Origin of the sequence: Hymenobacter sp. YIM 151500-1, assembly GCF_025979885.1 — a bacterium.
Classification (GTDB): domain Bacteria; phylum Bacteroidota; class Bacteroidia; order Cytophagales; family Hymenobacteraceae; genus Hymenobacter.
Genome location: NZ_CP110139.1, coordinates 967,878 through 989,526, shown reverse-complemented (window position 1 = coordinate 989,526; position 21,649 = coordinate 967,878). Strand labels below are relative to the sequence as shown.

Below are 21,649 nucleotides of genomic sequence, written 5' to 3'. Positions count from 1 at the left end.
CGTTACATTCATCTTTATGCTCCTCTACAACGGCCGCCTGCTGCCCGACACTGATTTCGCTCTGCCCCTGCCCAACCGCGGGTTGTTCTTTAATGACGGTTTCTTTGAGACGCTGGTGTGGGCTGATGGTGGTTTGCGCTACCGGGAACTGCACGCGGCGCGGATGCAACGGGCTGCCACCGCGCTGAACCTTGACCTGCCTCCTACCCTATCCTCGGCGGAAAGCCTGGAAAACACACTAGTCGCCCTGCTCCCTGTTGATGGTAACCCCACGCGCCTACGGATACAACTGTGGCGGGGCGGCGCTGGCCTCTACACCCCGGAAACCAATGCCTCCGAATGGCTGGCTACCGCCCGGCCGTTCACTCCGCAGAACGCGCCCGTAGCCACCGCCGGCTTCGCCGAAACGGTGCGGATGCAGCTTTCTTCTGTGTCGTTCTGCAAGGGTCCGCAGGCGCTGACCTACGTGCTGGCCGCCCGGGAGCGGCAGCGCCGCGGCCTCGATGAGCTACTGCTGCTCAGTACCGTCGGCCACGTGGCTGAAGCGGTGGCAGCGGCCGTGTTTTGGCTGCGCAATGGTGAATTGTTCACTCCTAGCCTAGCCACCGGCTGCGTAGCGGGTGTGCGGCGGGCCCATCTGCTGGCCGCCGCCCGGCAGCGTGGCCTGTCTGTCCAGGAGGTGCTGGCCGAGCCGGCTGAGCTGCTGGCCGCCGAAGCCGTATTTACCGCCAACGTGGCCGGTATTCGGGCCGTGCGGCAGGTGGAAGAGCAGGTATTCGATGTAAAGCACCCGCTGCTGGAGCAGCTGCGGCGGTGGGATGCGCAAGGGTAACTGGTCAATGCTAGTCCGATAAACCGGACGTTACTCTATGTGGTAGGTGATGGTCAGCAGTTCCTGCGTGGCAGTAGCGGCGGGTACGAAGCGCAGGCCCCGCACTACCAGTCTAGCCTACTGAATCATAGCATTACGGGCCGCTTCCAAGTCGGCCGGTTTAGTGCCGGGGTCGGAAAAGTCGGAGGCTAGTAGCACTTCGCCCGAATCCGTGGTTCAGACGGCCACCGGTGCCTTAATGGCGGGCCAGGGGTCGTAGTTTTCGAGGCGAAAGTCCTCGTACTGAAAGCTGAACAGGTCCTTGACCGCGGGGTTGAGGTGCATCTGGGGCAAGGGGCGCGGCTCGCGGGTGAGCTGAAGGCGGGCTTGCTCTAGGTGGTTGAGGTAGAGGTGGGTGTCGCCGCCGGTCCAGATGAACTCGCCGGGCTCCAGGCCTACCACCTGGGCCATCATGAGTGTGAGCAGGGCGTAAGAAGCAATGTTGAACGGCACGCCCAAAAATACGTCGGCGGAGCGCTGGTAGAGCTGGCAGCTCAGGCGGTTCTCGGCCACGTAAAACTGAAACAGGGCGTGGCAGGGCGTCAGGCGCATCTGCGGCAGGTCGGCCACATTCCAGGCACTCACTACCATGCGTCGCGAATCGGGCTGGGTGCGCAGCAGGTGCACCATCTGGGCCAGCTGGTCGATGCTCTGGTCGTCGGGGGTTTGCCAGCTGCGCCACTGCTTGCCATAGATGGGGCCCAGCTCGCCATTCTCGTCGGCCCACTCCCGCCAGATGGTCACGCCCACCTCTTCCAGGGAGGTGTTGCTGGTGTCGCCGCGCAGAAACCACAGCAGCTCGTGAATAATACTTTTCAGGTGCACCTTCTTGGTCGTCACCAGCGGAAAGCCCTCCTGCAAATCGAACCGCATCTGATACCCAAACACCGACAGCGTGCCGGTGCCCGTCCGGTCGGTTTTGCGGGTGCCGTGGTCGAGAATGTGTTGCAGGAGGCTGTGATACTGACGCATAGGAAGGCGGAATGTGGCGCAAGCTTACCTTCGGTTTACTTCGGTTGAGCTTGCGCTGGGCTGGGACAGGGCCCGAAAATAAGAAAAGCCCCCCAGTCGGGCTGGCCTCATTGCTAAGCACAACGCTGTTCGTTGAGAATGCTTCTACAGCAGTTGAATCCAGATTAGGTGTATACCAAACCGCCACATATCGGCTTGGCCGAACCGGCTTATCGGCGGTGCGTTTTGCTGAATTGCTGGCTTTTCGATAGTGGACACAGTACACCTCACAGGCCAGGCGTCAACAAATGGCTATGAGATGGTAGGCTTTGCAAGCCCAAGAAGCGTCTTGTCGGTGTGGGGCGGACGAGCCTTTTCGGGCTACTTGAACGTTAGGACTATTTTGCTAATTTTAACGCACTGCTCCGTTACGGCCCGTCCGCTAAACACTTTTTTGCTGCCTCTGTGTACACTCCTGCCCCTTCCCACCACGAGCAACGCCACGCCGAGGACCTGGCGCTGTGGCAGGCGTTTCGGGCGGGGCAGCAGGAGGCCCTGGGCACACTTTTCGACCGGTACGCCCAACAGCTGTTCGCCTACGGCCACCACATCGTGCGCGACGAGGAAGCGGTGAAAGACGCCATCCAAACGGTGTTTGTGCACCTGTGGGCTAGGCGCGAAACGCTGGCGGCGGATGTGTCGGTGAAGTTTTACTTGTACGGCAGTTTGCGCCGCGAACTGCTGAAAGCCCGTGGTGCGGCGCCCGTTATGCGCGTGGTGCGCGCCGACGACGAGCAGAGTGAGCCGTCGGCGGAGCAGCGGCTGGTGGCGGCCGAAGACGAGCAGCGGCTGGCCGTGCGGCTCGGCGTGTCGCTGGAGGCGCTGTCGGGCCGCGAAAAGGAGATTATCAACCTGAAGTACTTCAGCAACTTCAAGATTCGGGAAATTGCCGAGCTGCTGCACGTGCGCGAGCAAACGGTATCGAACCTGCTGTACCGGGCGCTGCAAAAGCTACGTAACTCTCTGCTGCTAAGCACCCTGTCGTGGCTACTACTGTAGTAAGCGCAGCACCTTTTCGAGCCCACCAGGTTGTCGTAGCCGGTCTTTTGCAAAAAAAGTGCGGCGCGGCGTGGTAGAAAACCGGGGTGCCGTGCTCTTAGCTGGTACAAGGCCTCTGGTCTGCCGGCACATCGGCCGCAGGCGGGGGCCGCTGCCCGATGCCCGCCTTCCCCGACTACCTCCAGTATTCTGTTGAAGATTTCGCCCAGGACGAGTGGTTCGTGCGGTGGGTGCTCACGCCCGACGCCGACACTGAGGCGTTTTGGCAAGATTGGCTGGCTACCTATCCGTTTCGGCGCGAAGAAGTGGAAGCGGCGCGGCAGCTGCTGCTGGCCCTGCACCAGCTGCCCCAGCCGCGGCTGGCCGCCGACGAGAAAATAGCCCTTAAGCAGCGCATCTTCGCCCAGCTGGCGCCGCCGCCGGCTCCCGAAGAACGCCCCACTCAAATGACCCGCCGGCCGGTGTGGTACTGGGCCGCGGCGGCGGCGCTGCTGGTGGCGCTGCTGGGCGGCTGGCAGCTGTGGCAGGCGCTCCGCCCAGCCGGCCCTGGCGCCACCTACGAAGAAATGCTGGCCCACGCCCGGCGCAGCGGCCCGTGGCGCGAAATCCGGAACGACAAGGCCTCCGGGCAGCTCGTGCGCCTGCCCGATGGCAGCTCGGTGCTCCTGCGCCCGCAGAGCCGGCTGGCATTTCCGGCCGGCCTGGCCGGGAGCACCCGGCCGGTGTACCTGCAAGGCGCCGCTTTCTTTGAAGTCGCCAAAAATCCGGGCCGGCCCTTCTTTGTGCACACGGCCCACCTGGTTACGAAGGTGCTGGGCACCAGCTTCGAGGTGCAGGCCCAGCCCGAAGCGCCCCGCGTGACGGTGACCGTCACCACCGGGCGCGTGTCGGTGTACCCGCGGGCCAGCCGCGCGGCCTCCCTGCACGCCCGCACGCGCAAGCTGGAAGGCTTTGTGCTGGTGCCCAACCAGCAAGCCACCTTCCGCCTCGCCGACCGCAAGCTGCTGCGCACGCTGGTGCCGCAGCCCGCCTTGCAGCCCGGCGCCCGGCACATGCCCGCGTTTGAGTACGCCGAAACGCCCATTCGCCAGGTGTTCAGCCAGCTGGAGCAGGCCTACGGCGTGGATATCGTGTACGACGAAGCCGCGCTGGGCAACTGCCCGCTCACGGCCTCGCTCCGCGACGAGCCGCTGTTTGAGAAGCTCAACCTGATTTGCAAAGCCGTGCAGGCCAACTACGAAGTGCTGGATGCGCAGATTGTCGTGACCGGCCACGGCTGCCAGTAACCACCTTTTTCCCTGCCGCCTATGACCTGACCCTCGCCCCACTGTACGCAAAAGGCCAGTGAAGTTCGCACCTCCACCGGCCCTGTACGCGCCGCACCGTCCGGCCAGACGGTGGCGCCTATCCAACTTCTCAAATTCCCCCAAAAGTATGGCTAAAAATCTACCCCGCCGGCTGCGGCTGGGGCGGCCCGCCCTATGGCTGGGCGTGGTGGCGCTGCTGGCCGGCCCGGCCGGTGCCCTGGCCCGCCCGGCTGGCCCAGGCCAGGAGGTGCTTACCCGCTCCATCAGCGTGCGGCTCAGCAACGAAGAGCTGCAAACCGCCCTGCAACGCATCGGCCAGCTGGCCGAGGTAAAGTTTGTGTACAGCTCCCGCGTGATTGACCCCCGGCAGCGCGTGAGCCTGCAAGTGCGGCAGCAGCGCCTCGATGTGGTGCTCAGCCGCCTGCTCACGCCCCTGAACCTGCGCTACGAAGTGCTGCAAGGCCAGGTGGTTATCAGTCGGGCGGTGGCCAGCGGCAGCCTGCCCTCCGGCACCGGCGCCGCCGCCCGCCCACCCGCGGCCGACGGCACGGTGAGCGGGCGGATAACCGACCCGACGGGCGCGGGCCTGCCCGGCGTAACCGTGCTGGTGGAGGGCACTACCCTGGGCAGTGCCACCTCCGCCGACGGCACGTATAGCATTGCGGGGGTGCCGCCGGGCCCGCACACGCTGGTAGTATCGTTTGTGGGCTACACCACGGTGCGGCTGCCGTTTACCAGCCAGCAGGGGCAAAACGCCGTCCTCAACACCACCCTTCAGGAAAGCACCACCCTGCTCAACGAAGCCGTGGTGGTGGGCTACGGCACCACGCGCCGCCAGGACGTGACCGGCGCCATTGCCACCGTCACGGCCCGCGACTTTGTGCAGGGCCAGGTCACCAACCCCGAGCGGCTTATTCAGGGCAAGGTGGCCGGGGTGCAGATTACGGCCGGGGGCGGGGCGCCCGGCGAAGTGGGCGTTATCCGCATCCGCGGGGGCTCGTCGCTGAACGCCAACAACGACCCGCTTATCGTCATCGACGGCGTGCCCGTGGACAACCAGGGCATCAATGGCACGGGCAGCCCGCTGGCCCTCATCAACCCCAACGACATCGAGAGCTTCACGGTGCTGAAAGACGCCTCGGCCACGGCCATTTACGGCTCCAGGGCTTCCAACGGCGTTATTCTCATCACCACCAAAAAGGGCCTGGCCGGGGAGAAGCTGCGCATAAACTTTACCACGCAGGTGTCCCGCTCGCGCAATGCCAACAAGCTGGACGTGCTCAGCGGCGACGAGTACCGCGCGCTGGTGGACCAGGCCATTGCCGGCGGCCTCATTCCGGCCGACCGCCGCGCGCTGGTGGGCTCGGCCAACACCGACTGGCAGGACGCCATCTACCAAACCGCCTGGGCCACCGACAACACCCTGAGCCTGACGGGCAGCGTGGCCCGGAAAGTGCCTTTTCGGACCTCGGTGGGCTATCTGAATCAGGATGGCACGCTGCGCACCGGCAATATCCGGCGCTATACCGGCTCGTTTGGCGTGTCGCCGCGGCTGCTCAACGACCACCTGCGCATCGACCTGAACCTGAAGGGCACCTGGGTGGACAGCCGCTTTGCCGACCAGGGCGCCATTGGCGCCGCGGCCGGGTTTCCTTCCAGCCAGCCCCTGCGCAGCGGCTCCGACCAGTTTGGCGGCTACTTCGAATGGCTGGACCCGGCCAACGGCTTGCCCAACCGGCTGGCGTTTCGCAACCCGGTGGCCCTGCTGGAGCAGAAGCGCGACCGGAGCACCGTGAAGCGCAGCATCGGCAACGTGCAGCTCGATTACAAGCTGCCCTTCTTCCCGGTCCTGCGCGCCAACCTCAACCTGGGCTACGACGTGTCGCGCAGCGCGGGCACCATCTTTATTCCGGCTTGGTCGAGCCTGGCTTTCGACACGCAGGGGCTCAGCAACCGCTACCGCCAGGAGAAAGACAACAAGCTGCTTGAAACCTACCTCAACTACACCAAGGAGCTGCCCGGCCTGCGCAGCCGCATGGAGGTGCTGGGCGGCTATTCGTACCAGGACTTTCAGCGGTTTGAACCGGCCTACTTCAGCCTGACGGCCGCCGGCACCCGCCTCGACACCACGGCGCAGCTGCCCAACCCGTTTCAGACCCAAAACACGCTGCTCTCGTTCTACGGCCGCCTCAACTACGCCCTGCGCGACAAGTACCTGCTCACGGCCACGCTGCGCCGCGACGGGTCGTCGCACTTCAGCCGGGCCAACCGCTGGGGCTGGTTCCCGGCCGTGTCGGTGGCGTGGCGGCTGGGGCAGGAGGCGTTTCTGGCCGACGCCGAGGGGGTGTCGGACCTGAAGCTGCGCGCAAGCTACGGCATCACGGGGCAGCAGGACATTTACGCGGCGGCCGGCACCGACTACCCCTACCTGGCCCGCTACAGCCGCGGGGCCAGCTCAGTGCAGCAGCAGTTCGGCAATGCCTACTACTTCACGCTGCGCCCGGCCGGCTACGACGCCAACCTGAAGTGGGAGGAAACCACCACCTACAACGCCGGCCTCGACTTCGGCCTGCTCGACAACCGCCTTACCGGCTCGGTGGACGTGTACTACCGCCAAACCCGCGACTTGCTGGCCGTGATTCCGGTGGCGGCCGGCTCCAACCTCACCGACCGGCTCGTGACCAACATCGGGGACCTGGAAAACCGCGGCGTAGAGCTGGCGCTCAACTTCCAGGCCATGCGCACCAACGTGCTGGACTGGTCGGTGAACTTCAACGCGACCATGAACCGCAACAAAATCACCAAGCTTACGCTGGTGGACGACCCGTCGTACGTGGGGGCGCAGGTGGGCGGCATTTCGGGCGGCTCCGGCAACACGATTCAAATCAACTCGGTGGGCTTTCCGGCCAACTCGTTTTACGTGCTCCGGCAGAAGTACGAAAACGGCCGGCCGCTGGAGGGCCAGTACGAAGACCTGAACGGCGACGGCCTGATCAACGAGCGGGACTTTTACCGGCGCGAGTCGCCGGCCCCGAAGGCGTTTCTGGGCTTCAGCTCCACGCTGGCTTACCGCAAGCTGAGCCTGGCGTTTACGACGCGCGCCAACCTGGGCAACTACGTCTACAACAACATCAACTCCAACCGGGCCACCTACAACGGCACGTTTCCGGCCCAGCCGTTCCTCTACGGGGCCGTGCCCAACATCTACGAGACGCAGTTTCGGGCCCCGCAGTACTTCTCGGACTACTACCTGGAAAAAGCCTCGTTTGTGCGGCTTGAAAACGTGACGCTGGGCTACGACTTCGGCAGCCTGGTGCACCAGTCGACCAGCCTGCGCCTCTCGCTGGCCGCGCAGAACGTACTGGTGCTCAGTCAGTACTCGGGCCTGAATCCGGAGCTGTTCAACGGCATCGACAACAACTTCTACCCCTTGCCCCGCACCCTGACGCTGGGCCTCAACCTGGGCTTCTAACCGCTGGCTTGCCATGAAGAACCTCTCCTTTCGCGGCCTGCGCGTGCTGCTGGCCGCCGTGCTGCTGGGCCCCGCGGCCGCCTGCGTCAACGACCTGGACCGCTCCCCGGCCTACGACCTGAACACCGAATCGGTGTACCGCGACCCGGCCAACTACGTGCAGGTGCTGGCCAAGCTCTACGCCGGCCTCAACCTGTCGGGCCAAACCACTACCGGCTCCCCCGACGTGTCGGGGGCTGATGAGGGCGCCTCGTCGTACTTGCGCGCCTACTGGAAGGTGCAGCAGCTGCCCACCGACGAAGCCGCCGTGGCCTGGAACGACGGCTCGATTCAGGACCTGAACAAGCTTACCTGGACCTCCGCCAACGACTACGTGCGGCTGATGTACAACCGGGTGTACTACGAGGTGGCGCTGTGCAACGAGTTTATCCGCGAAACCTCCGACGACAAGCTCAGCCGCCGCGGCATCACGGGGCAAGATGCCGTAAATGCCCGCCTGTACCGGGCCGAGGCGCGGTTTCTGCGCGCCCTGGCCTACTACCACGCCCTGGATTTGTTCGGCAACGTGCCGTTTGTGACCGAGGCCGACGCGCCCAGCAAAAACCTGCCCCGGCAGATTGCGCGCGCCGAGTTGTTTGGCTACCTCGAAAGCGAGCTGCAAGCCATTGAAAACGCGCTGGCCGCCCCGCGCCAGCGCGGCTACGCCCGCGCCGACCAGGGAGCCGCCTGGATGCTGCTGGCCAAGCTCTACCTGAACGCCGAAGTGTATACCGGCACGGCCCGCTACACCGACTGCCTCACCTACTGCAACAAGCTGCTGGGGGCCGGCTACCGCCTGGTGCCCGAATACCGGCTGCTGTTTCTGGCCGACAACCACGCCACGGCGGCCTCGGAAATTATTTTTCCCATTGCCTGCGACGGGCTGCGCGCGCAGGGCTACGGGGGCACCACCTACCTGGTGCACGCGGCCGTGGGCGGGCGCATGTTGTCGTCGGGGTTTGGGGTGAACAGCGGCTGGGCCGGCAACCGCAGCCGCAAAAATCTGCCCCTGCTGTTTCCGGCCGCAAACGGCAGCCTCGACCGGCGGGCCATGTTTTTCACCGCCGGCCAGAACCTGGAAACCAACGACCTGATTGCCTTCACCGACGGCTACGCCGTGACCAAGTACCGCAACCTGACCAGCACCGGCGCGCGCGGCGCCGACCCCACCGGCACCTTCGTCGACACCGACTTTCCGCTGTTTCGGCTGGCCGACGTGTACCTGATGTACGCCGAAGCCGTGCTGCGCGGGGGCAGCGGCGGCAACGCCGCCACGGCCCTGGGCTACGTGAACGAGCTGCGGCAGCGCGCCTACGGCAACGCCACCGGCACCATCAGAGCGGCCGACCTCACGCTGGACTTTGTGCTGGCCGAACGGGCGCGGGAGCTGTACTGGGAAGCCCACCGCCGCACCGACCTCGTGCGCTTCGGCCGCTTCACGAGCGGCAGCTACCTGTGGCCCTGGAAAGGCAACGTGCGCGCCGGCCAAGGCGTGGCTCTCACCCTCAACCTCTACCCCATCCCCTCCACCGACCTCGTGGCCAACCCCACGCTGCGCCAGAATCCGGGGTATTGAGATTAGAGGTGAGAGGTGAGAGGTGAGAGGTGAGAGGTGAGAAGTGAGAAGTGAGACAGGTGATGGGAGGAGGTGCCGGGCCTAAGCGGGGCTCAGTGCCGCTGCACCGAGGCGTGTACAGTATTTCAGTAGGCCCGGTCTGAGGAGCTGACGGATTTTGGCAGAATGCCTGGCTCCACTTCAGCGGGCAGGGCTACACCATTCAACATTTTCCAATGAATTTTCTCTTAGGACACCTGATTACCCGACGGCTGCGGAGTGGCTTGCTGCTGGTGCTACTGGCCGGCGCGGGCTGCGGAAAAGACGAGGCGCGCCCCACGCCGCCGCCCGCCTCGGCGGGCCCGGCGGTGGCGGCATCGGAGGCGGTGGTGTACGAGGCGTTTGTGCGCGCCGCCAGCGCGGCGGGCACGTTCGAGGGCCTGATTCCGCGGCTCGATTCCATTAAAAGCCTGGGCTGCAACGTGCTCTGGCTCATGCCCATCCACCCGATTGGGCAGCTGCGGCGCGTGGGCTCCAAAGGTTCCCCCTACTCCGTGCGCGACTACACGGCCCCCCACCCCGACCTGGGCGACTTGGCGGCTTTCGACCGGCTGGTGGCCGCTGCTCACCAGCGCGGCTTGGTGGTAGTGCTAGACTGGGTGGCCAACCATACCAGTTGGGACCACGCCTGGATAACCCAGCACCCCGACTGGTACACCCGCGACGCCAGCGGCACCATTCAGTCGCCGCTGCCGGCCTGGCAGGACGTGGCCGACCTCAACTACAGCCAGCCCGCCCTGCGCCGGGAGATGATCCGGGCCATGCGCTTCTGGGTGCAGCGCCACGGCGTGGATGGGTTCCGCCTCGACGCGGCCGACATGGTGCCCGACTCCTTCTGGAAAGAAGCGCTGGACTCGCTGAACCGGGTGCGGCCCAACCTGTTTTGGCTGGCCGAAGGCGGCAGCCCGTCGCACTACGCCTCGGGCGCCCACCTGATTTACGGCTGGGAGTTTTACCCGGCGCTGGCGCAGGTGTTTCGGCAAAACGCCGACGCCAGCCTGCTGGGCACCACCCACGCGCGCGAGCTGCAAAACGCCCCCCTGGGCCGCTACCGCCTGCGCTTCACCACCAACCACGACTTTTCGTTTACCGACGGCACCCCGCCCGAGTGGTACGGCTCGGCCGCGGCGGCGCAGGCGGCTTTCGTGGCGACGCTGGCCTACGGCGCTACCCCGCTGGTGTACAACGGCCAGGAAGCCGGCGACCCGGCCCGGCTAAGCCTGTTCGAGAAGCAAACCATCCGCTGGGAATACAGCCCGGCCACCACCCGCTTCTACCGCCGCCTGCTCAAAGCCCACAACGAGCTGCCCGCCCTGCGCACGGGCACCGTTAGCACGCCCCCCGTGGCGCCGGGCATTGTGAGCGTGCTGCGGGCCAACGCCCAGCAGCGCGTGGCGGTGCTGGTGAACGTGCGCAGCCAGGCCACTACCCTCACCCTGCCCGCCGCCTGGCAAAGCACCGCGTGGGTTGACGCCCTCAGTGGCCAGGCCGTGCCCGCCACCGCCTCGCTCACGCTGCCGGCCTACGGCTACGTGGTGTGGAAAAATTAACAGCCTCACCCCCGGCCTCTCCCCAAATGGAGCGGGGCTCTGGCTAGCAGCTGCAAGCCACAAGCTTCAAGCGGCAAGCCTATTCAAACAAGCTAACGGCTTACCGCTAAAAAACCAGAGCCCCTCCCCGGAGGATTCCGAGCATTAAGCGGCGGGGGTTGAGGCGGGGTCCACAGACGCACCATCATCCAACAGCACTTAACCCCTCAACGCCCGCCTTTTCTCGTCGCTGCTTAGCTGATTCTTTCTCTTTCGCTTAGGGCAAGCAAAGCGCATTTCCCACAGCTACCATAACCCTTTCCACGGCCTTGCAAAAGGTTGGACGGCTACGCTCTTGCCGTTTTCCAAGCTCTTCACCGAACCTCCTTTCCTCACCCAAAATCCCCACCATTCCATGAGAAAACCATTCTTGAAAGTCTGCTGGAGCCTGCTGGCGCTGCTGGGCCTGACCGGGCTCGGCGCGCGGGCTGCCGACGTCACGTTCAGCGTGAATTTGCAGTACCGCATCCGTCAGGGCCAGTTCACGGCCGGCACTGACGCGGTGCGGGTTGTGGGCAGCTTTTCCAGCGCGGGTATAGCACTCAGCGACCCGGACGGCGACAATGTGTACTCCGGTACGGCTACGGGCCTGGCGGCCGACGCACTCCTCACCTACAACTTCCGCATCACGCGGGGCACCACCACCGTGAACGAAACCGTGGCCGCGCGCCGCTACGTGGTGCAGCCCACCTCGGCCGCCAACGTGCTGCAAGACTGGTGGAACGACCAACTCCCGCCCTACCCGTACGCCAGGTTTTTCGCGTCCACCACCAAAGCCATTCCCGGCGAGGTGGTGCGCTTCCACGACGACTCGGAAGGCGGCGCGGCCACGAGCTGGAGCTGGACGTTTCAGGGCGGCAACCCGGCCACGTCGTCGGCGCAAAACCCCACGGCTACCTGGAGCGCGCCGGGCACGTACACCGTGGGCCTGACCGCCACCAACGCCAGCGGCAGCACCACGGCCCGCACGCTCACCGTGACGGTGACCACCGTGGATGCGGCCCTGGGCTGGTGGAACGACGCGGTGTTTTACCAGATTTACCCGCGCAGCTTTTTCGACACCAACGGCAACGGCATCGGCGACCTGGCCGGCATAACCCAGAAGCTGGACTACCTCAACGACGGCAACGCCACTACCACGTCCGACCTGGGCGTAACGGCGCTCTACATCATGCCGGTGCACGACGCCTCGGAGCCGTGGTTTGGCGGCTACCAGGTGAAAGACTACAAAAGCATCATCGGCGAAATCGGCACGCAGGCTGATTTCGACCAGTTTGTGGCCGCTGCCCACGCCCGCGGTATGAAGGTGATTATGGACATGGTGTTCAACCACACCTCCGACGAGCACCCGTGGTTTCAGAGCGCGGCGCGGGGCGCGGGCGGCAAGTACGACGACTACTACGTGTGGCGGCCGACTCTACCGCCCAACAAGTCGGCCTGGCGCGACAACACCATTGCCCACAGCAACGCCAATTTCAATCATTATTGGGGCAAATACGTGCCAAAGACGCCGGACCTAAACTTCTACAACCGCTCCGTGCGCAACACCATTAAGGACGTAAGCAGCTATTGGCTGGGCCGGGGCGTGGACGGTTTCCGGCTCGACGCGCCCATGTTCCTCTTCGAGCGGGGCGACGCCGGCGACATCAGCGACCAGCGCAGCCTGCCGGCCACCTACGCCTACTGGCGCGAGTGGCGCAACCACCTCAAGGCCGCCAACCCCAACGCCTTTTCGGTGGGCGAAACCTGGCTTTTCGACCCGACCGACGGCCCCGCGCCTTCCACCGTCCTTGAAGCCTCCAAGTACGTGTACCAGGGGTTCGACATCGGCTTCCAGTTCGACATTGCCTACGGCGTACAGCACGCGCTTAACAGCGAAAACAAGAGCCTGCTGCAAACCCCGGTGGAAGAATCGATGAGCTACTACCCTTTTCTGCAGTTCGGTACGTTCATCTCGAACCACGACTTGTACATCGACAAGTCCTACTATGCGCTGCGCCTGAAGTCGCGGCTGGCCAACAACCAGGACGCCAAGGCCAAGCTGGCCGCCGCCTGGCTGCTCACCGCCCCCGGAGTGCCCTTCGTTTACTACGGCGAGGAGGTGGGCATCAACTCTGGCAGCGCCCGTTCGCCCATGCAGTGGAACACCTCGGCTAACGCAGGCTTTACGACGGGCAGCCCCTGGATTGCTTTGGGCAGCGACTACAGCACGTACAACGTGCAAAGCCAGCAGGGCGTGGCCGGGTCGTTTCTGAGTTTGTACAAGCAGCTGATTGCGGTGCGCAAAGCCGAGGCGTCGTTGCGGCGCGGCGGCTACAAAACCGTGAACACCAGCTCGAACGGCGTGTACGCCTTCCTGCGCACCTACGGCTCGGAGGTAACGGTGGTGGTGCTGAACCTGGCCGCGGCGGCGCAAAACAATGTGGCCCTGTCGGTGAGCGGCACGGGCATTCCGGGCGGCACCTACTCACTCACCAACCTGCTCAACCCGGCCCAGCCGGTGAACGGCGTCACGGTATCGGGCGGCAATATCTCGAACTGGGTGCCAGTGGCCTCGATTCCGGCCAACGGCTTCTACGTGCTCAAGCTCAACACCGGCCCGGCCGGCCCCAACGTCGCCCCCACCCTCGACGCCATTGCCAACCAAACCTTCAACCTGGAAGACGGCGCCAAAACCGTGGCGCTGACCGGCATTTCGGACGGCAACTTCTGCTCGCAGGCGGTAAGCGTGGCGGCCACCCGGACCAACGCCGCGGTGCTGGGCGCCCCGGCCGTGGCTTACACCTCCTGCAACGCCACCGGCACGCTCACGCTCACGCCGCTGGCCGCCGGCACCTCGGCCGTGACGGTGGCCGTCACCGACAACGGCGGCACGGCCAATGGCGGCGCCAACACCACCAGCCGCACCTTCACGGCCACCGTCACGGACCTGCCCAAGGCGCCAACCGGCCTTGCGCTGAGCCAGGCCAGCCCGACTGCGGCCACGCTGACCTGGACCGACAACTCCGCCCGCGAAACCGGCTACCGCGTGTATTGGGCGGTGGCGGGCAGCCCCAAGCCGGCCACGCCCAACTTCACCACGGCGGCCAATGCTACCAGCTACACGGCCGGGGGCCTGAGCAGCCAGACCACGTACACTTTCTGGGTGGAAGCTGTTAACGCCAACGGCAGCAGCCCGGCCCTCACCGGCAGCCTGGCGCTGGCCTTGCCCAACCTGGCGCTCAACAAGCCGGCTACGGCTTCCAGCAGCGAAACCTTCAGCGGCACCACCTACACGCCTAACCTGGCCGTGGATGGCGTGGACAACTCCTTCGCCAGCCGCTGGTCGACGGCGCCTTCGGCTAATGCCAACCAGGTGGAGTGGATCAAGGTGGATTTGGGGGCCACCTACGCCCTGAGCCGGGTGCGGGTGTCGTGGGAAAACGCCAACGCCGACGCCTACTTTATCATGGCTTCGGCCAGCAACCTCACGCCCGACCCCACCAACCCGGCTTGGGCCAAGGTTAGCCTCACCGGCCGGCCCAACCAGGCCCGCCTCGACGACCAGGCCGTGAACCTGACGGGCCGCTACCTGGCCATTTACTGCACCCACAAGTCGCAGCCCTACGGCTACAGCATCTACGAGCTGCAAGCCTTTGGCACGCTGGCCGGCGGCAACCAGGCGCCCACCGCCAGCGCCGGCCCCGACCAGAACCTGCCCGCCGGCACCACGGCCGCTACCCTGACGGCCACCGGCTCCTCCGACCCCGAAGGCAGCGCGCTGAGCTACACCTGGAGCAACGTGAGCGGCCCGGCCGTGACCTTCAGCAGCCCTACCAGCGCCACACCCACGGTGAGCGGCTTGGCTAGTGGCAGCACCTACGTCTTCCAAGTGGCGGTCAGCGACGGGGCGCTGTCGGCCACCGACCAGGTGCAGGTAACGGTGGCGGCGGCGCCCAGCGGCCCGGCGGCCTTCTACCTTATCAACCGCTGGAAAGGCACCTACCTCTACGACGACAACCAGCAGGTGAAGTACGCCGCCGCGCCCAGCGGCGCGGCCTACCAGTGGACGCTGGAAAGCGTGGGCGGCAACCAGCGCATCAAGAACGTGGCCTCGGGCCGCTACCTGAACGTGGAAGGGCAGCTGAGCTATGTGGAAAGCAGCGCCGTGCCCGACTACTTCACCAGCGGGCAGTGGACCCTGGAGCCCTACGCCGGCTACACCCGCCTGCGCAACGTGTGGAAGGGCACCTACGTGCACGTCGAAAACCAGACCGGCTTTGCCCAGTGCGGAACCGTGGATGCCAGCTTCTACAGCGGCCACTGGACCCTGCAAGCCGTGAGCGGCAACCGCCCGGCGCCGGGTACAGCCGCGGCGGCCACCGGCCAGCTGGCCGTGTCCCCCAACCCGGTTAGCGCCGGCGAGCTGGCCCTGCTGGTGCCCGGCGGTGGCGCTGCGGCCGCGCAAGCGCAGCTCTACGACGCGCAGGGCCGGCTGGTGCGGCAGCGCCACACCACCTTGCGCGCCGGCCAAGCCACACTCGACGTGGCCGGCTTGCCGCGCGGGCTGTACCTGCTCAGCGTCACGGCCGGGGCCGCCACCTACACCGCCAAAGTGGTCATCGAGTAACCCCGCCCCCACCCGGAGCTGCGAGGGGCTACAGCCGTTGCGGCTCCGGGCTGGTGGGCTTGTCCTGCTTTCTTTTCACCTCACTTCTACCCCCTTTTCGCCATGCACAAATTCTTTACTCTCGCCGCGGCCGGTACGCTTTTCGCCGTTGCGGCCCAGGCCCAGATTACGCTGGACGGCATCGTCAACGCCAACGAAATCGGGGCGGCCGGCGCGGGGCGCTACGTGTCGCTGGGCGCCTTTACCACGCCGCACGTCGGCAACATGGGCTTCGGCAACTGGGGCCTGCTGCGCCTGTACGGCGCCAACACCGGCACCAAGCTCTACGTGGCGCTGGCCGGCACCGTGCAGGGCACCGGCAACAACTTCCAGCTGTACCTGGATTTGCCGGGCCGCGCCGGCGTGCCCGTGGGCACGGCCCTGCCCGACGTGCCCGGCCCGGCAACGGTGTTCGGCACGTTCAGCGCCACGCAGGGCATCGGGGGCACGAAGCTGGAGCTGGAAGCCGACGCGGCCTTTGCCGTGACGGGGCAGGGCGACGTGCAGGCCGCCATCTACCCCAACGCCACCACGGCCCAGGCCAAGTCGCTGACCGGCGGGGCGGGCATCTTGCCCGACGGCAGCGTGAGCACCCTGCCGGCCACCGAAACCACCGGCGCGTACGCCCTGTTTGCGGGCACGCGCCTGGCCTACCTGGCTCCCACCGGCGACATCACCACCAACCCCGGCAACGCCAACGGCGGCGGGGCCGGCTCCTACGCTCTGGAAATAGAGTTTGACCGCGCCGCACTGGGCTTGCCGTCGGGGGCCTCGGTGGTGCGGCTGATGGCGGCGCAGGTGAGCGGCGACGCTTTCTGGTCGTCGGACGTGATACCGGAAATTCCTGGCAACGGGAACACCAACCTCGGTTTCAAGCCCGACTTTACCGCCCTGGCCGGCACGCAGTCGGCCACGCTGAACGTGGTGGTGCTCAGCAGCCGCCGCGCCGACGACGCCGTGGTGGCCCTGAGCGTATTTCCGAACCCGGCTCAGGGCGAAACCACCCTTGCCTACCAGGTGGCCGGCTCGGCTCAGCCCGTAACGGTACGCGTAACCGACCTGCTGGGCCGCCCCGTGCGCACCCTGCTTAACGCCGTTACGCAGCGCGCCGGCTTCCACACCCTCGCCCTGCCCGCCACCGACCTTGCCGCGGGCGCCTACCTGGTGCAGGTACAGGTCGGCACCAAAACGGCTACCCGCCGTTTGGCCACTACCCGCTAGCCCCAGCGCAGCGGCAAGGCCGACCGGCACCAGCGTTGTTGGGTAACAGCTTGGTATACAAGCCGCATCTGGGAAGTGGTGAGACAGGCTTCAGCCGCTTCCCAGTGGCCCATGAGCAACGCGCCCGGACCGGAGCGTAACGGCTGGCCGCAACGCCGGACCTGGAGGAAGCCTGAAAACACAAAAAAGCCGCCCTGACTGGGCGGCTTTTTCTCTGCAAATAGTGGCTGATTAGTTGCTGGCTGCTTCCACCGGCTTTGCTTCGTGCCGTTGTACTGCGGCGCGAATACGTGAAGCCATGCCATACAAATCATCCAAAGAAGCTATATCAACCCGCTCACCGCCTTCCACATCAAACAGCGTCACAAACTTTTTGCTGCCATTGAAGTGAAGTCGGCAGATCGGCTTACGGTTGTTGTCATCCAGCAGAATACCGCAGTACGACTGCACGTCGCGCATGACAACTCGATTAACGGCTACGGTTTTGCGCAGAATAGCCCGCACAATCATAAAGCCTTCGGTTTCCTCTACGGTAGTTTCAATTCCTTTATCGGAAGTACTTGCTTCAGCAGCTACAGAAGCAGCTTCGGCGGCTGGTGCAGCGGGCAAATCCGCTACCAGTAATGCCTGGCTGTTGGTGTCGACCATCGCTGAGCGCAGGCGCATGGTAATCTTATCGTTCAAAAACTGGTGAAACGCTCGGTGCACCAAGATGCTGAATTGCTCCTTAAGTTTAGGAGTAAGCACGCCGTCGTAAATCTGTTTCGATATAAAGTGCGTGAAGTCAGTAGAAGGTTGGGTATACTGCTCGTCGAAATACTTTTTAAAAGCCCGCATGTACTTCAAATTGTACGCGGCAAATAGCATGTCTTCTATGTTGAAGGAGGCTTTGCTAAGCTTCTTGATTTCGGCCACATCATTTTCTTGGAAGTTGAATAGGTCAAATTCCATGAAGGGCCGCTCATCCATCTTGTTCGGTTGCTCCAGGTCGGTGAACAGCCGGTACGTAACGCCATTGGTGAGCACCGCTATTCGGGCTTCCGTCACGTGGAAATAGCGGAACAGCTGGCTGGCGTGGTTGATATGCAAGTCGCCGCCCACATGCTTGCATTCAATGAGAATAATTGGCTTTCCGTCCCGGACAATGGCATAATCTATTTTCTCACCTTTCTTCGTGCCAATGTCGCAGACAAATTCTGGTACGACTTCCGTGGGGTCAAACACATTGTAGCCCAGTGCGTTGATGAATGGCATTACCAGCGCATTCTTTGTGGCCTCCTCTGTTTGAATGTGGAAGATTTGCTTTTGCGCCCTCGACGCCAAATTGGTAAGCTGGTCAATAAGCTCCATACGGTAGAAGTAAGGTTGGTATATGGCTATCAAGGTATTTTCAAGGGGTAGAAACAAAAAAACCACTCGATAAAGAGTGGCTTTTTCTCGGTGAGCAGCAACTACCCTACAACGACTTCACCGGCTCAGCAGCCGGCGCTGGCGTTACGGCGGCGGTTTTCGTGCTTTTCTTCTGGCAGCACAAGGGCGTGCCGGCCATGCCTTTGCCGCAGTGGGCTTCGGTTTTGGCGGCGGCCTTTTTGCCTTTCTTGGCTTTACCGGCGGTGTGGCCGTCGTGGGCGGCGGCAGTACCCACGAAAGAGAACAGGGCGAGGGCGAGCAGGGCGTTTTTCATTTGACAGCGTGAGCAAGGAAGTGGAAACAAAAGGACGAAAGCAATGGTTGGCTGGCTGCGTCGGCAGCTTCGCCGGCCGCGTCTAAGATACTTCAATTACCGGATAGGCTGGACCGGGAACAGTCCGTTGCGGGCTGATTTTTCGTTTGGCTCCGGTACGGCGCAAGCTGAACAGGAGGAAAACGCCGTTAAGCTTGCGCCACATTTGCTCTCAATGCCCCTTCGCCGACTTAGTTATACCCTGCTGGTGGCGCTGGGCCTGGTTACGGGCCTGGCGCTGTTTTTCGCGGCCCAGCTGCGCTTCAACTACAATTTCAACGACTTTTACCCCGCCGGCGACCCGGACCTGGACTACTACCTGACGTACTCCGAGCAGTTCGGCAACGACAACGACTACGTGCTGCTGGGCCTGGAAGCTCCCGAGGGACGCACCGTATTTGAGCCCGGCTTCCTCACGCGCCTCGACTCGCTCACCCGCTTTATCGGGGGGCGGCGGCACGTGGTCAGCGTCACCTCGCCTACCACTGCCTCGAACCCCGTGGTGGAAGGGCTGGGCGTGTTCAACATTCCCTACCTGCACCCGCAGGAGCCCCAGCGCCGGGCCCAGGACTCGGCCTTGGTGTACCGCACGCCGGGGCTGGTGGGCAATTTGATTTCGCGGGACGCCCGCGCCGTCACCATCCTCTTTCAGACCGCGCCTAACCTGAGCAAGCCCCCCGGCGATTCCCTGCTGGCGGCCGTACGCCAGGAATTGCAGCGCCAGGGCTTTGCGGAAGCCAGCTACCACCTGGCCGGCAAGCTGGTGGCCCAGTCGGTGTTCGTGGATCGGCTGCAACGGGAGCTGGTGGTGTTCATGAGCTTGTCGGTGGTGCTGGTGACGGGCCTGCTGTGGCTGACGTTTCGGACGTGGTGGGGCGTGGTGCTGCCGCTGGTGGTGGTGCTGGGCGCCATTGTGTGGGGGCTGGGGCTGATGGGCGCCTGCGGGGTGAGCATCGACCTGATGACGGCCCTGCTGCCGGTGATGCTGTTCGTGGTGGGCATGTCCGACACCATTCACATCATCACGCGCTACGTTACGGAGCTGGGCTACGGGGCGGGCAAGCGGGCGGCCCTGCTGGTAGCCCTCAGGGAATCGGCCTTCGGCTCGGGGCTGTCGGCCCTGACCACCAGCATCGGGTTTTTCACCCTGATGACCAGCACCATCCGGCCCATCTACAACTTCGGGCTGTTTACGGGCATCTCGGTGCTGCTCACGTTTGTGCTCAGCTTCACGCTGCTGCCGGCCATGCTGGTGCTGCTGCGCAGGCCGCAGCTGCGGGTGCCGCGCCGGCAGGGCCACAGCTGGGACGGGGTGCTGGGCCGCCTGTTTCGGGTGGTGCTGGCGCGGCGGCACTGGGTGGTGGGCATCAGCGCCGTGGTGCTGGTGGCGTCGGTGGCCTCGGCCTCGCGCATCCGCATCAACTCGGCTCTGCTGGACGACCTGTCGAAAGACGACCCCGTGAAGCTGGACTTTGCGTTTTTTGAGCGACAGTTTGCCGGCGTGCGGCCCTTCGAGCTGAACCTGCAACCGGCCCCCGGCCACACCATCTACGACCTGGAGGTGCTGCGCCAAACCGAGCAGATTGAAAACTACCTCCGGCGCACCTACGGCCTGAACTTCGTGGCCTCGCCGGTTACGCTCGTCAAGTCGGTGCGCAAGGCCCTGAATGGGGGCCTGCTAGAAGAGTACCGCCTGCCCGGCTCCCAGGCCGAGCTGCAACGCCTGCTGCGCAAGGTGAAGCTGTTTCGGCAGCGGCCGGAGTTTCGGCCCCTGGCCCTGCCCGACGGTAGCCGGGGCCGCCTCACTGGCCGCATGCCCGACGTGGGCTCCGTCCGGGCCGAGCGGCTTAATGCTGGATTACGGAGGTTTTTGCAGGCCGAAATCAACCCCCAGGTGCTCCAGACCCGGCTCACGGGCTCGGCCAACCTCATTGATAAAAACAACGCCACGCTCACCCGTAACATGATTACGGGCATGAGCATCGACATTGTGATGGTGACGCTCATCGTGCTGGCCCTGTTTCGGAGCCTGCGCATGACCCTGGTGGTGCTGGTGCCCAACCTGGTGCCCATCCTGATTGTGGCCGGCGTGATGGGCGCGGCCGGCGTGCACATGAAAGTCAGCACCAGCATCATCTTCACCATTGCCTTCGGCATTGCCGTGGACGACACGATTCACTTTATCAGCAAGCTCAAGCTGACCTTGCTGGAGGAGCCCAGCTTGTTTCGGGCCGTGCGCAAAACCTACCTCATGGCCGGCAAAGCGGTGATTGTGACGTCGTTGATTCTGGTGGGCGGGTTTTCGACGCTGATTTTTTCCTCCTTCGACGGCACCTTCTACGTGGGGCTGCTCATCGGCCTGACCTTGCTGTTCGGGGTGGTGGCCGAGCTGACCTTGCTGCCGATTCTGATTCTGTGGTTTTACCGCCACAAGCCCGCGGAAATCCGGCAGCCGGTGCCGGCGCTGGGTGGATAGGATTTCTCGCAGTGGTTCGCAGTGTGCTGACGCCTGAACACTGCGAACCACTGCGCTTTTCTACTGCGAAACACTGCGAGAAATATCATCTTTGCCGGCATGAAAGCTTTCCTGCTCCTCCTCACCCTCCAACAGCCTCAAGACGACCCACTGCCCCGCCTCATCCAGGAGCGCCAGCAGATGGTGCAGCAGTACGAAGAAGCCAGTGCCCAGCGCAACAGTCTGTTCGGCAACAAGCCCAGCAAGCGGGACCTGGAAGAAGTGGTAGCCGCCCTGAAAGGCATCATCCGCAAGGACACCGAAATCGTGCGGGCCGTGCAGGACCAGACCCAGCGCCGGGCCGCGGCCGTGGTGGCCGAGAACCAGCAGGTGAAGCAGCAGATAACCGTGGCCCAAACCGACCAGACCAGCACGCGGGAACGGTTCTACGCCCTGCAAAACCAAATCGACAACCTCCAGCTGCGCGACAAGCAGCGCGAGAAAAAGATGCAGGAGCTGCAAGCCGCCGCCCAGGAAGCCGACCAGGCCCGCACCACCCGCGAGCTGCTGGCCGCTGCCCTGGCTGCGCTGAGCGCGGGCCTGCTGGTGTACGTGGGCAAGCTGCGCAGCCGCCTGAGCGCCGCCCCCGCCCGGCGCCGGAAGCAGGCGTAGCCCCACCCTCCGCCCGGTGGGGAGGGG

13 protein-coding genes are annotated in these 21,649 nt (G+C 64.5%); 10 read left to right on the top strand and 3 right to left on the bottom strand.

Features of this window, described 5'->3' with window-relative positions; translation table 11 throughout:
• Window positions 1-16: 16 nt before the first annotated feature.
• The gene (locus OIS53_RS03990) at window positions 17-832 is read left to right on the top strand and encodes an aminotransferase class IV (RefSeq protein WP_264681101.1); all 816 of its coding nucleotides are present in this window, start codon (window positions 17-19) and stop codon (window positions 830-832) included.
• A 216-nt stretch (window positions 833-1,048) separates the two neighbouring features.
• Here the strand turns inward: OIS53_RS03990 and OIS53_RS03985 are convergent, their stop codons facing one another.
• Window positions 1,049-1,843 (bottom strand): thymidylate synthase, encoded by a 795-nt coding sequence (locus OIS53_RS03985; RefSeq protein ID WP_264681100.1) that lies wholly within the window; start codon window positions 1,841-1,843, stop codon window positions 1,049-1,051.
• A 444-nt stretch (window positions 1,844-2,287) separates the two neighbouring features.
• Here OIS53_RS03985 and OIS53_RS03980 point away from each other — a divergent pair, with 444 nt between their 5' ends.
• From OIS53_RS03980 to OIS53_RS03950, 7 genes are all read left to right on the top strand, one after another.
• Window positions 2,288-2,881 (top strand): RNA polymerase sigma factor, encoded by a 594-nt coding sequence (locus OIS53_RS03980; RefSeq protein ID WP_264681099.1) that lies wholly within the window; start codon window positions 2,288-2,290, stop codon window positions 2,879-2,881.
• Window positions 2,882-3,039: 158 nt separating this feature from the next.
• Window positions 3,040-4,167, top strand: coding sequence for a FecR family protein (locus OIS53_RS03975; protein WP_264681098.1), 1,128 nt, complete (start codon window positions 3,040-3,042; stop codon window positions 4,165-4,167).
• Window positions 4,168-4,315: 148 nt separating this feature from the next.
• Window positions 4,316-7,660: a TonB-dependent receptor gene (locus OIS53_RS03970; protein ID WP_264681097.1), complete on the top strand. Its 3,345-nt coding sequence runs from the start codon at window positions 4,316-4,318 to the stop codon at window positions 7,658-7,660.
• 13 nt (window positions 7,661-7,673) lie between these two features.
• On the top strand, window positions 7,674-9,275 hold the full coding sequence (locus tag OIS53_RS03965; RefSeq protein WP_264681096.1) for a RagB/SusD family nutrient uptake outer membrane protein: 1,602 nt from the start codon (window positions 7,674-7,676) through the stop codon (window positions 9,273-9,275).
• Window positions 9,276-9,490: 215 nt separating this feature from the next.
• Window positions 9,491-10,864 carry an alpha-amylase family glycosyl hydrolase gene (locus OIS53_RS03960; protein ID WP_264681095.1) on the top strand — a complete coding sequence of 458 codons (1,374 nt, stop codon included), beginning with the start codon at window positions 9,491-9,493 and terminating at the stop codon, window positions 10,862-10,864.
• Between the two features lie 394 nt (window positions 10,865-11,258).
• A complete protein-coding gene (locus OIS53_RS03955) occupies window positions 11,259-15,512 on the top strand; it encodes an alpha-amylase family glycosyl hydrolase (RefSeq protein ID WP_264681094.1) in 4,254 nt (1,417 codons plus the stop codon).
• 102 nt (window positions 15,513-15,614) lie between these two features.
• A complete protein-coding gene (locus tag OIS53_RS03950; RefSeq protein WP_264681093.1) occupies window positions 15,615-16,772 on the top strand; it encodes a T9SS type A sorting domain-containing protein in 1,158 nt (385 codons plus the stop codon).
• 231 nt (window positions 16,773-17,003) lie between these two features.
• On the opposite strand, the gene OIS53_RS03945 is transcribed toward OIS53_RS03950, so the two are convergent.
• Both OIS53_RS03945 and OIS53_RS03940 read right to left on the bottom strand, forming a co-directional pair.
• On the bottom strand, window positions 17,004-18,122 hold the full coding sequence (locus OIS53_RS03945) for a type I restriction endonuclease (RefSeq protein ID WP_264681092.1): 1,119 nt from the start codon (window positions 18,120-18,122) through the stop codon (window positions 17,004-17,006).
• A gap of 106 nt (window positions 18,123-18,228) precedes the next feature.
• Window positions 18,229-18,456 (bottom strand): hypothetical protein, encoded by a 228-nt coding sequence (locus OIS53_RS03940; protein WP_264681091.1) that lies wholly within the window; start codon window positions 18,454-18,456, stop codon window positions 18,229-18,231.
• 214 nt (window positions 18,457-18,670) lie between these two features.
• On the opposite strand from OIS53_RS03940, the gene OIS53_RS03935 reads away from it, so the two are divergent.
• Window positions 18,671-20,971: an efflux RND transporter permease subunit gene (locus OIS53_RS03935; RefSeq protein ID WP_264681090.1), complete on the top strand. Its 2,301-nt coding sequence runs from the start codon at window positions 18,671-18,673 to the stop codon at window positions 20,969-20,971.
• A gap of 99 nt (window positions 20,972-21,070) precedes the next feature.
• The gene (locus OIS53_RS03930; protein WP_264681089.1) at window positions 21,071-21,622 is read left to right on the top strand and encodes a hypothetical protein; all 552 of its coding nucleotides are present in this window, start codon (window positions 21,071-21,073) and stop codon (window positions 21,620-21,622) included.
• Window positions 21,623-21,649 lie beyond the last annotated feature (27 nt).

Coding starts and splice junctions, on each gene's coding strand:
- OIS53_RS03990 (WP_264681101.1), top strand. CDS start 17: ATGCTCCTCTACAACGGCCGCCTGCTGCCCGACACTGATTTCGCTCTG.
- OIS53_RS03985 (WP_264681100.1), bottom strand. CDS start 1,843: ATGCGTCAGTATCACAGCCTCCTGCAACACATTCTCGACCACGGCACC.
- OIS53_RS03975 (WP_264681098.1), top strand. CDS start 3,040: ATGCCCGCCTTCCCCGACTACCTCCAGTATTCTGTTGAAGATTTCGCC.
- OIS53_RS03970 (WP_264681097.1), top strand. CDS start 4,316: ATGGCTAAAAATCTACCCCGCCGGCTGCGGCTGGGGCGGCCCGCCCTA.
- OIS53_RS03965 (WP_264681096.1), top strand. CDS start 7,674: ATGAAGAACCTCTCCTTTCGCGGCCTGCGCGTGCTGCTGGCCGCCGTG.
- OIS53_RS03960 (WP_264681095.1), top strand. CDS start 9,491: ATGAATTTTCTCTTAGGACACCTGATTACCCGACGGCTGCGGAGTGGC.
- OIS53_RS03955 (WP_264681094.1), top strand. CDS start 11,259: ATGAGAAAACCATTCTTGAAAGTCTGCTGGAGCCTGCTGGCGCTGCTG.
- OIS53_RS03950 (WP_264681093.1), top strand. CDS start 15,615: ATGCACAAATTCTTTACTCTCGCCGCGGCCGGTACGCTTTTCGCCGTT.
- OIS53_RS03945 (WP_264681092.1), bottom strand. CDS start 18,122: ATGGAGCTTATTGACCAGCTTACCAATTTGGCGTCGAGGGCGCAAAAG.
- OIS53_RS03940 (WP_264681091.1), bottom strand. CDS start 18,456: ATGAAAAACGCCCTGCTCGCCCTCGCCCTGTTCTCTTTCGTGGGTACT.
- OIS53_RS03935 (WP_264681090.1), top strand. CDS start 18,671: ATGCCCCTTCGCCGACTTAGTTATACCCTGCTGGTGGCGCTGGGCCTG.
- OIS53_RS03930 (WP_264681089.1), top strand. CDS start 21,071: ATGAAAGCTTTCCTGCTCCTCCTCACCCTCCAACAGCCTCAAGACGAC.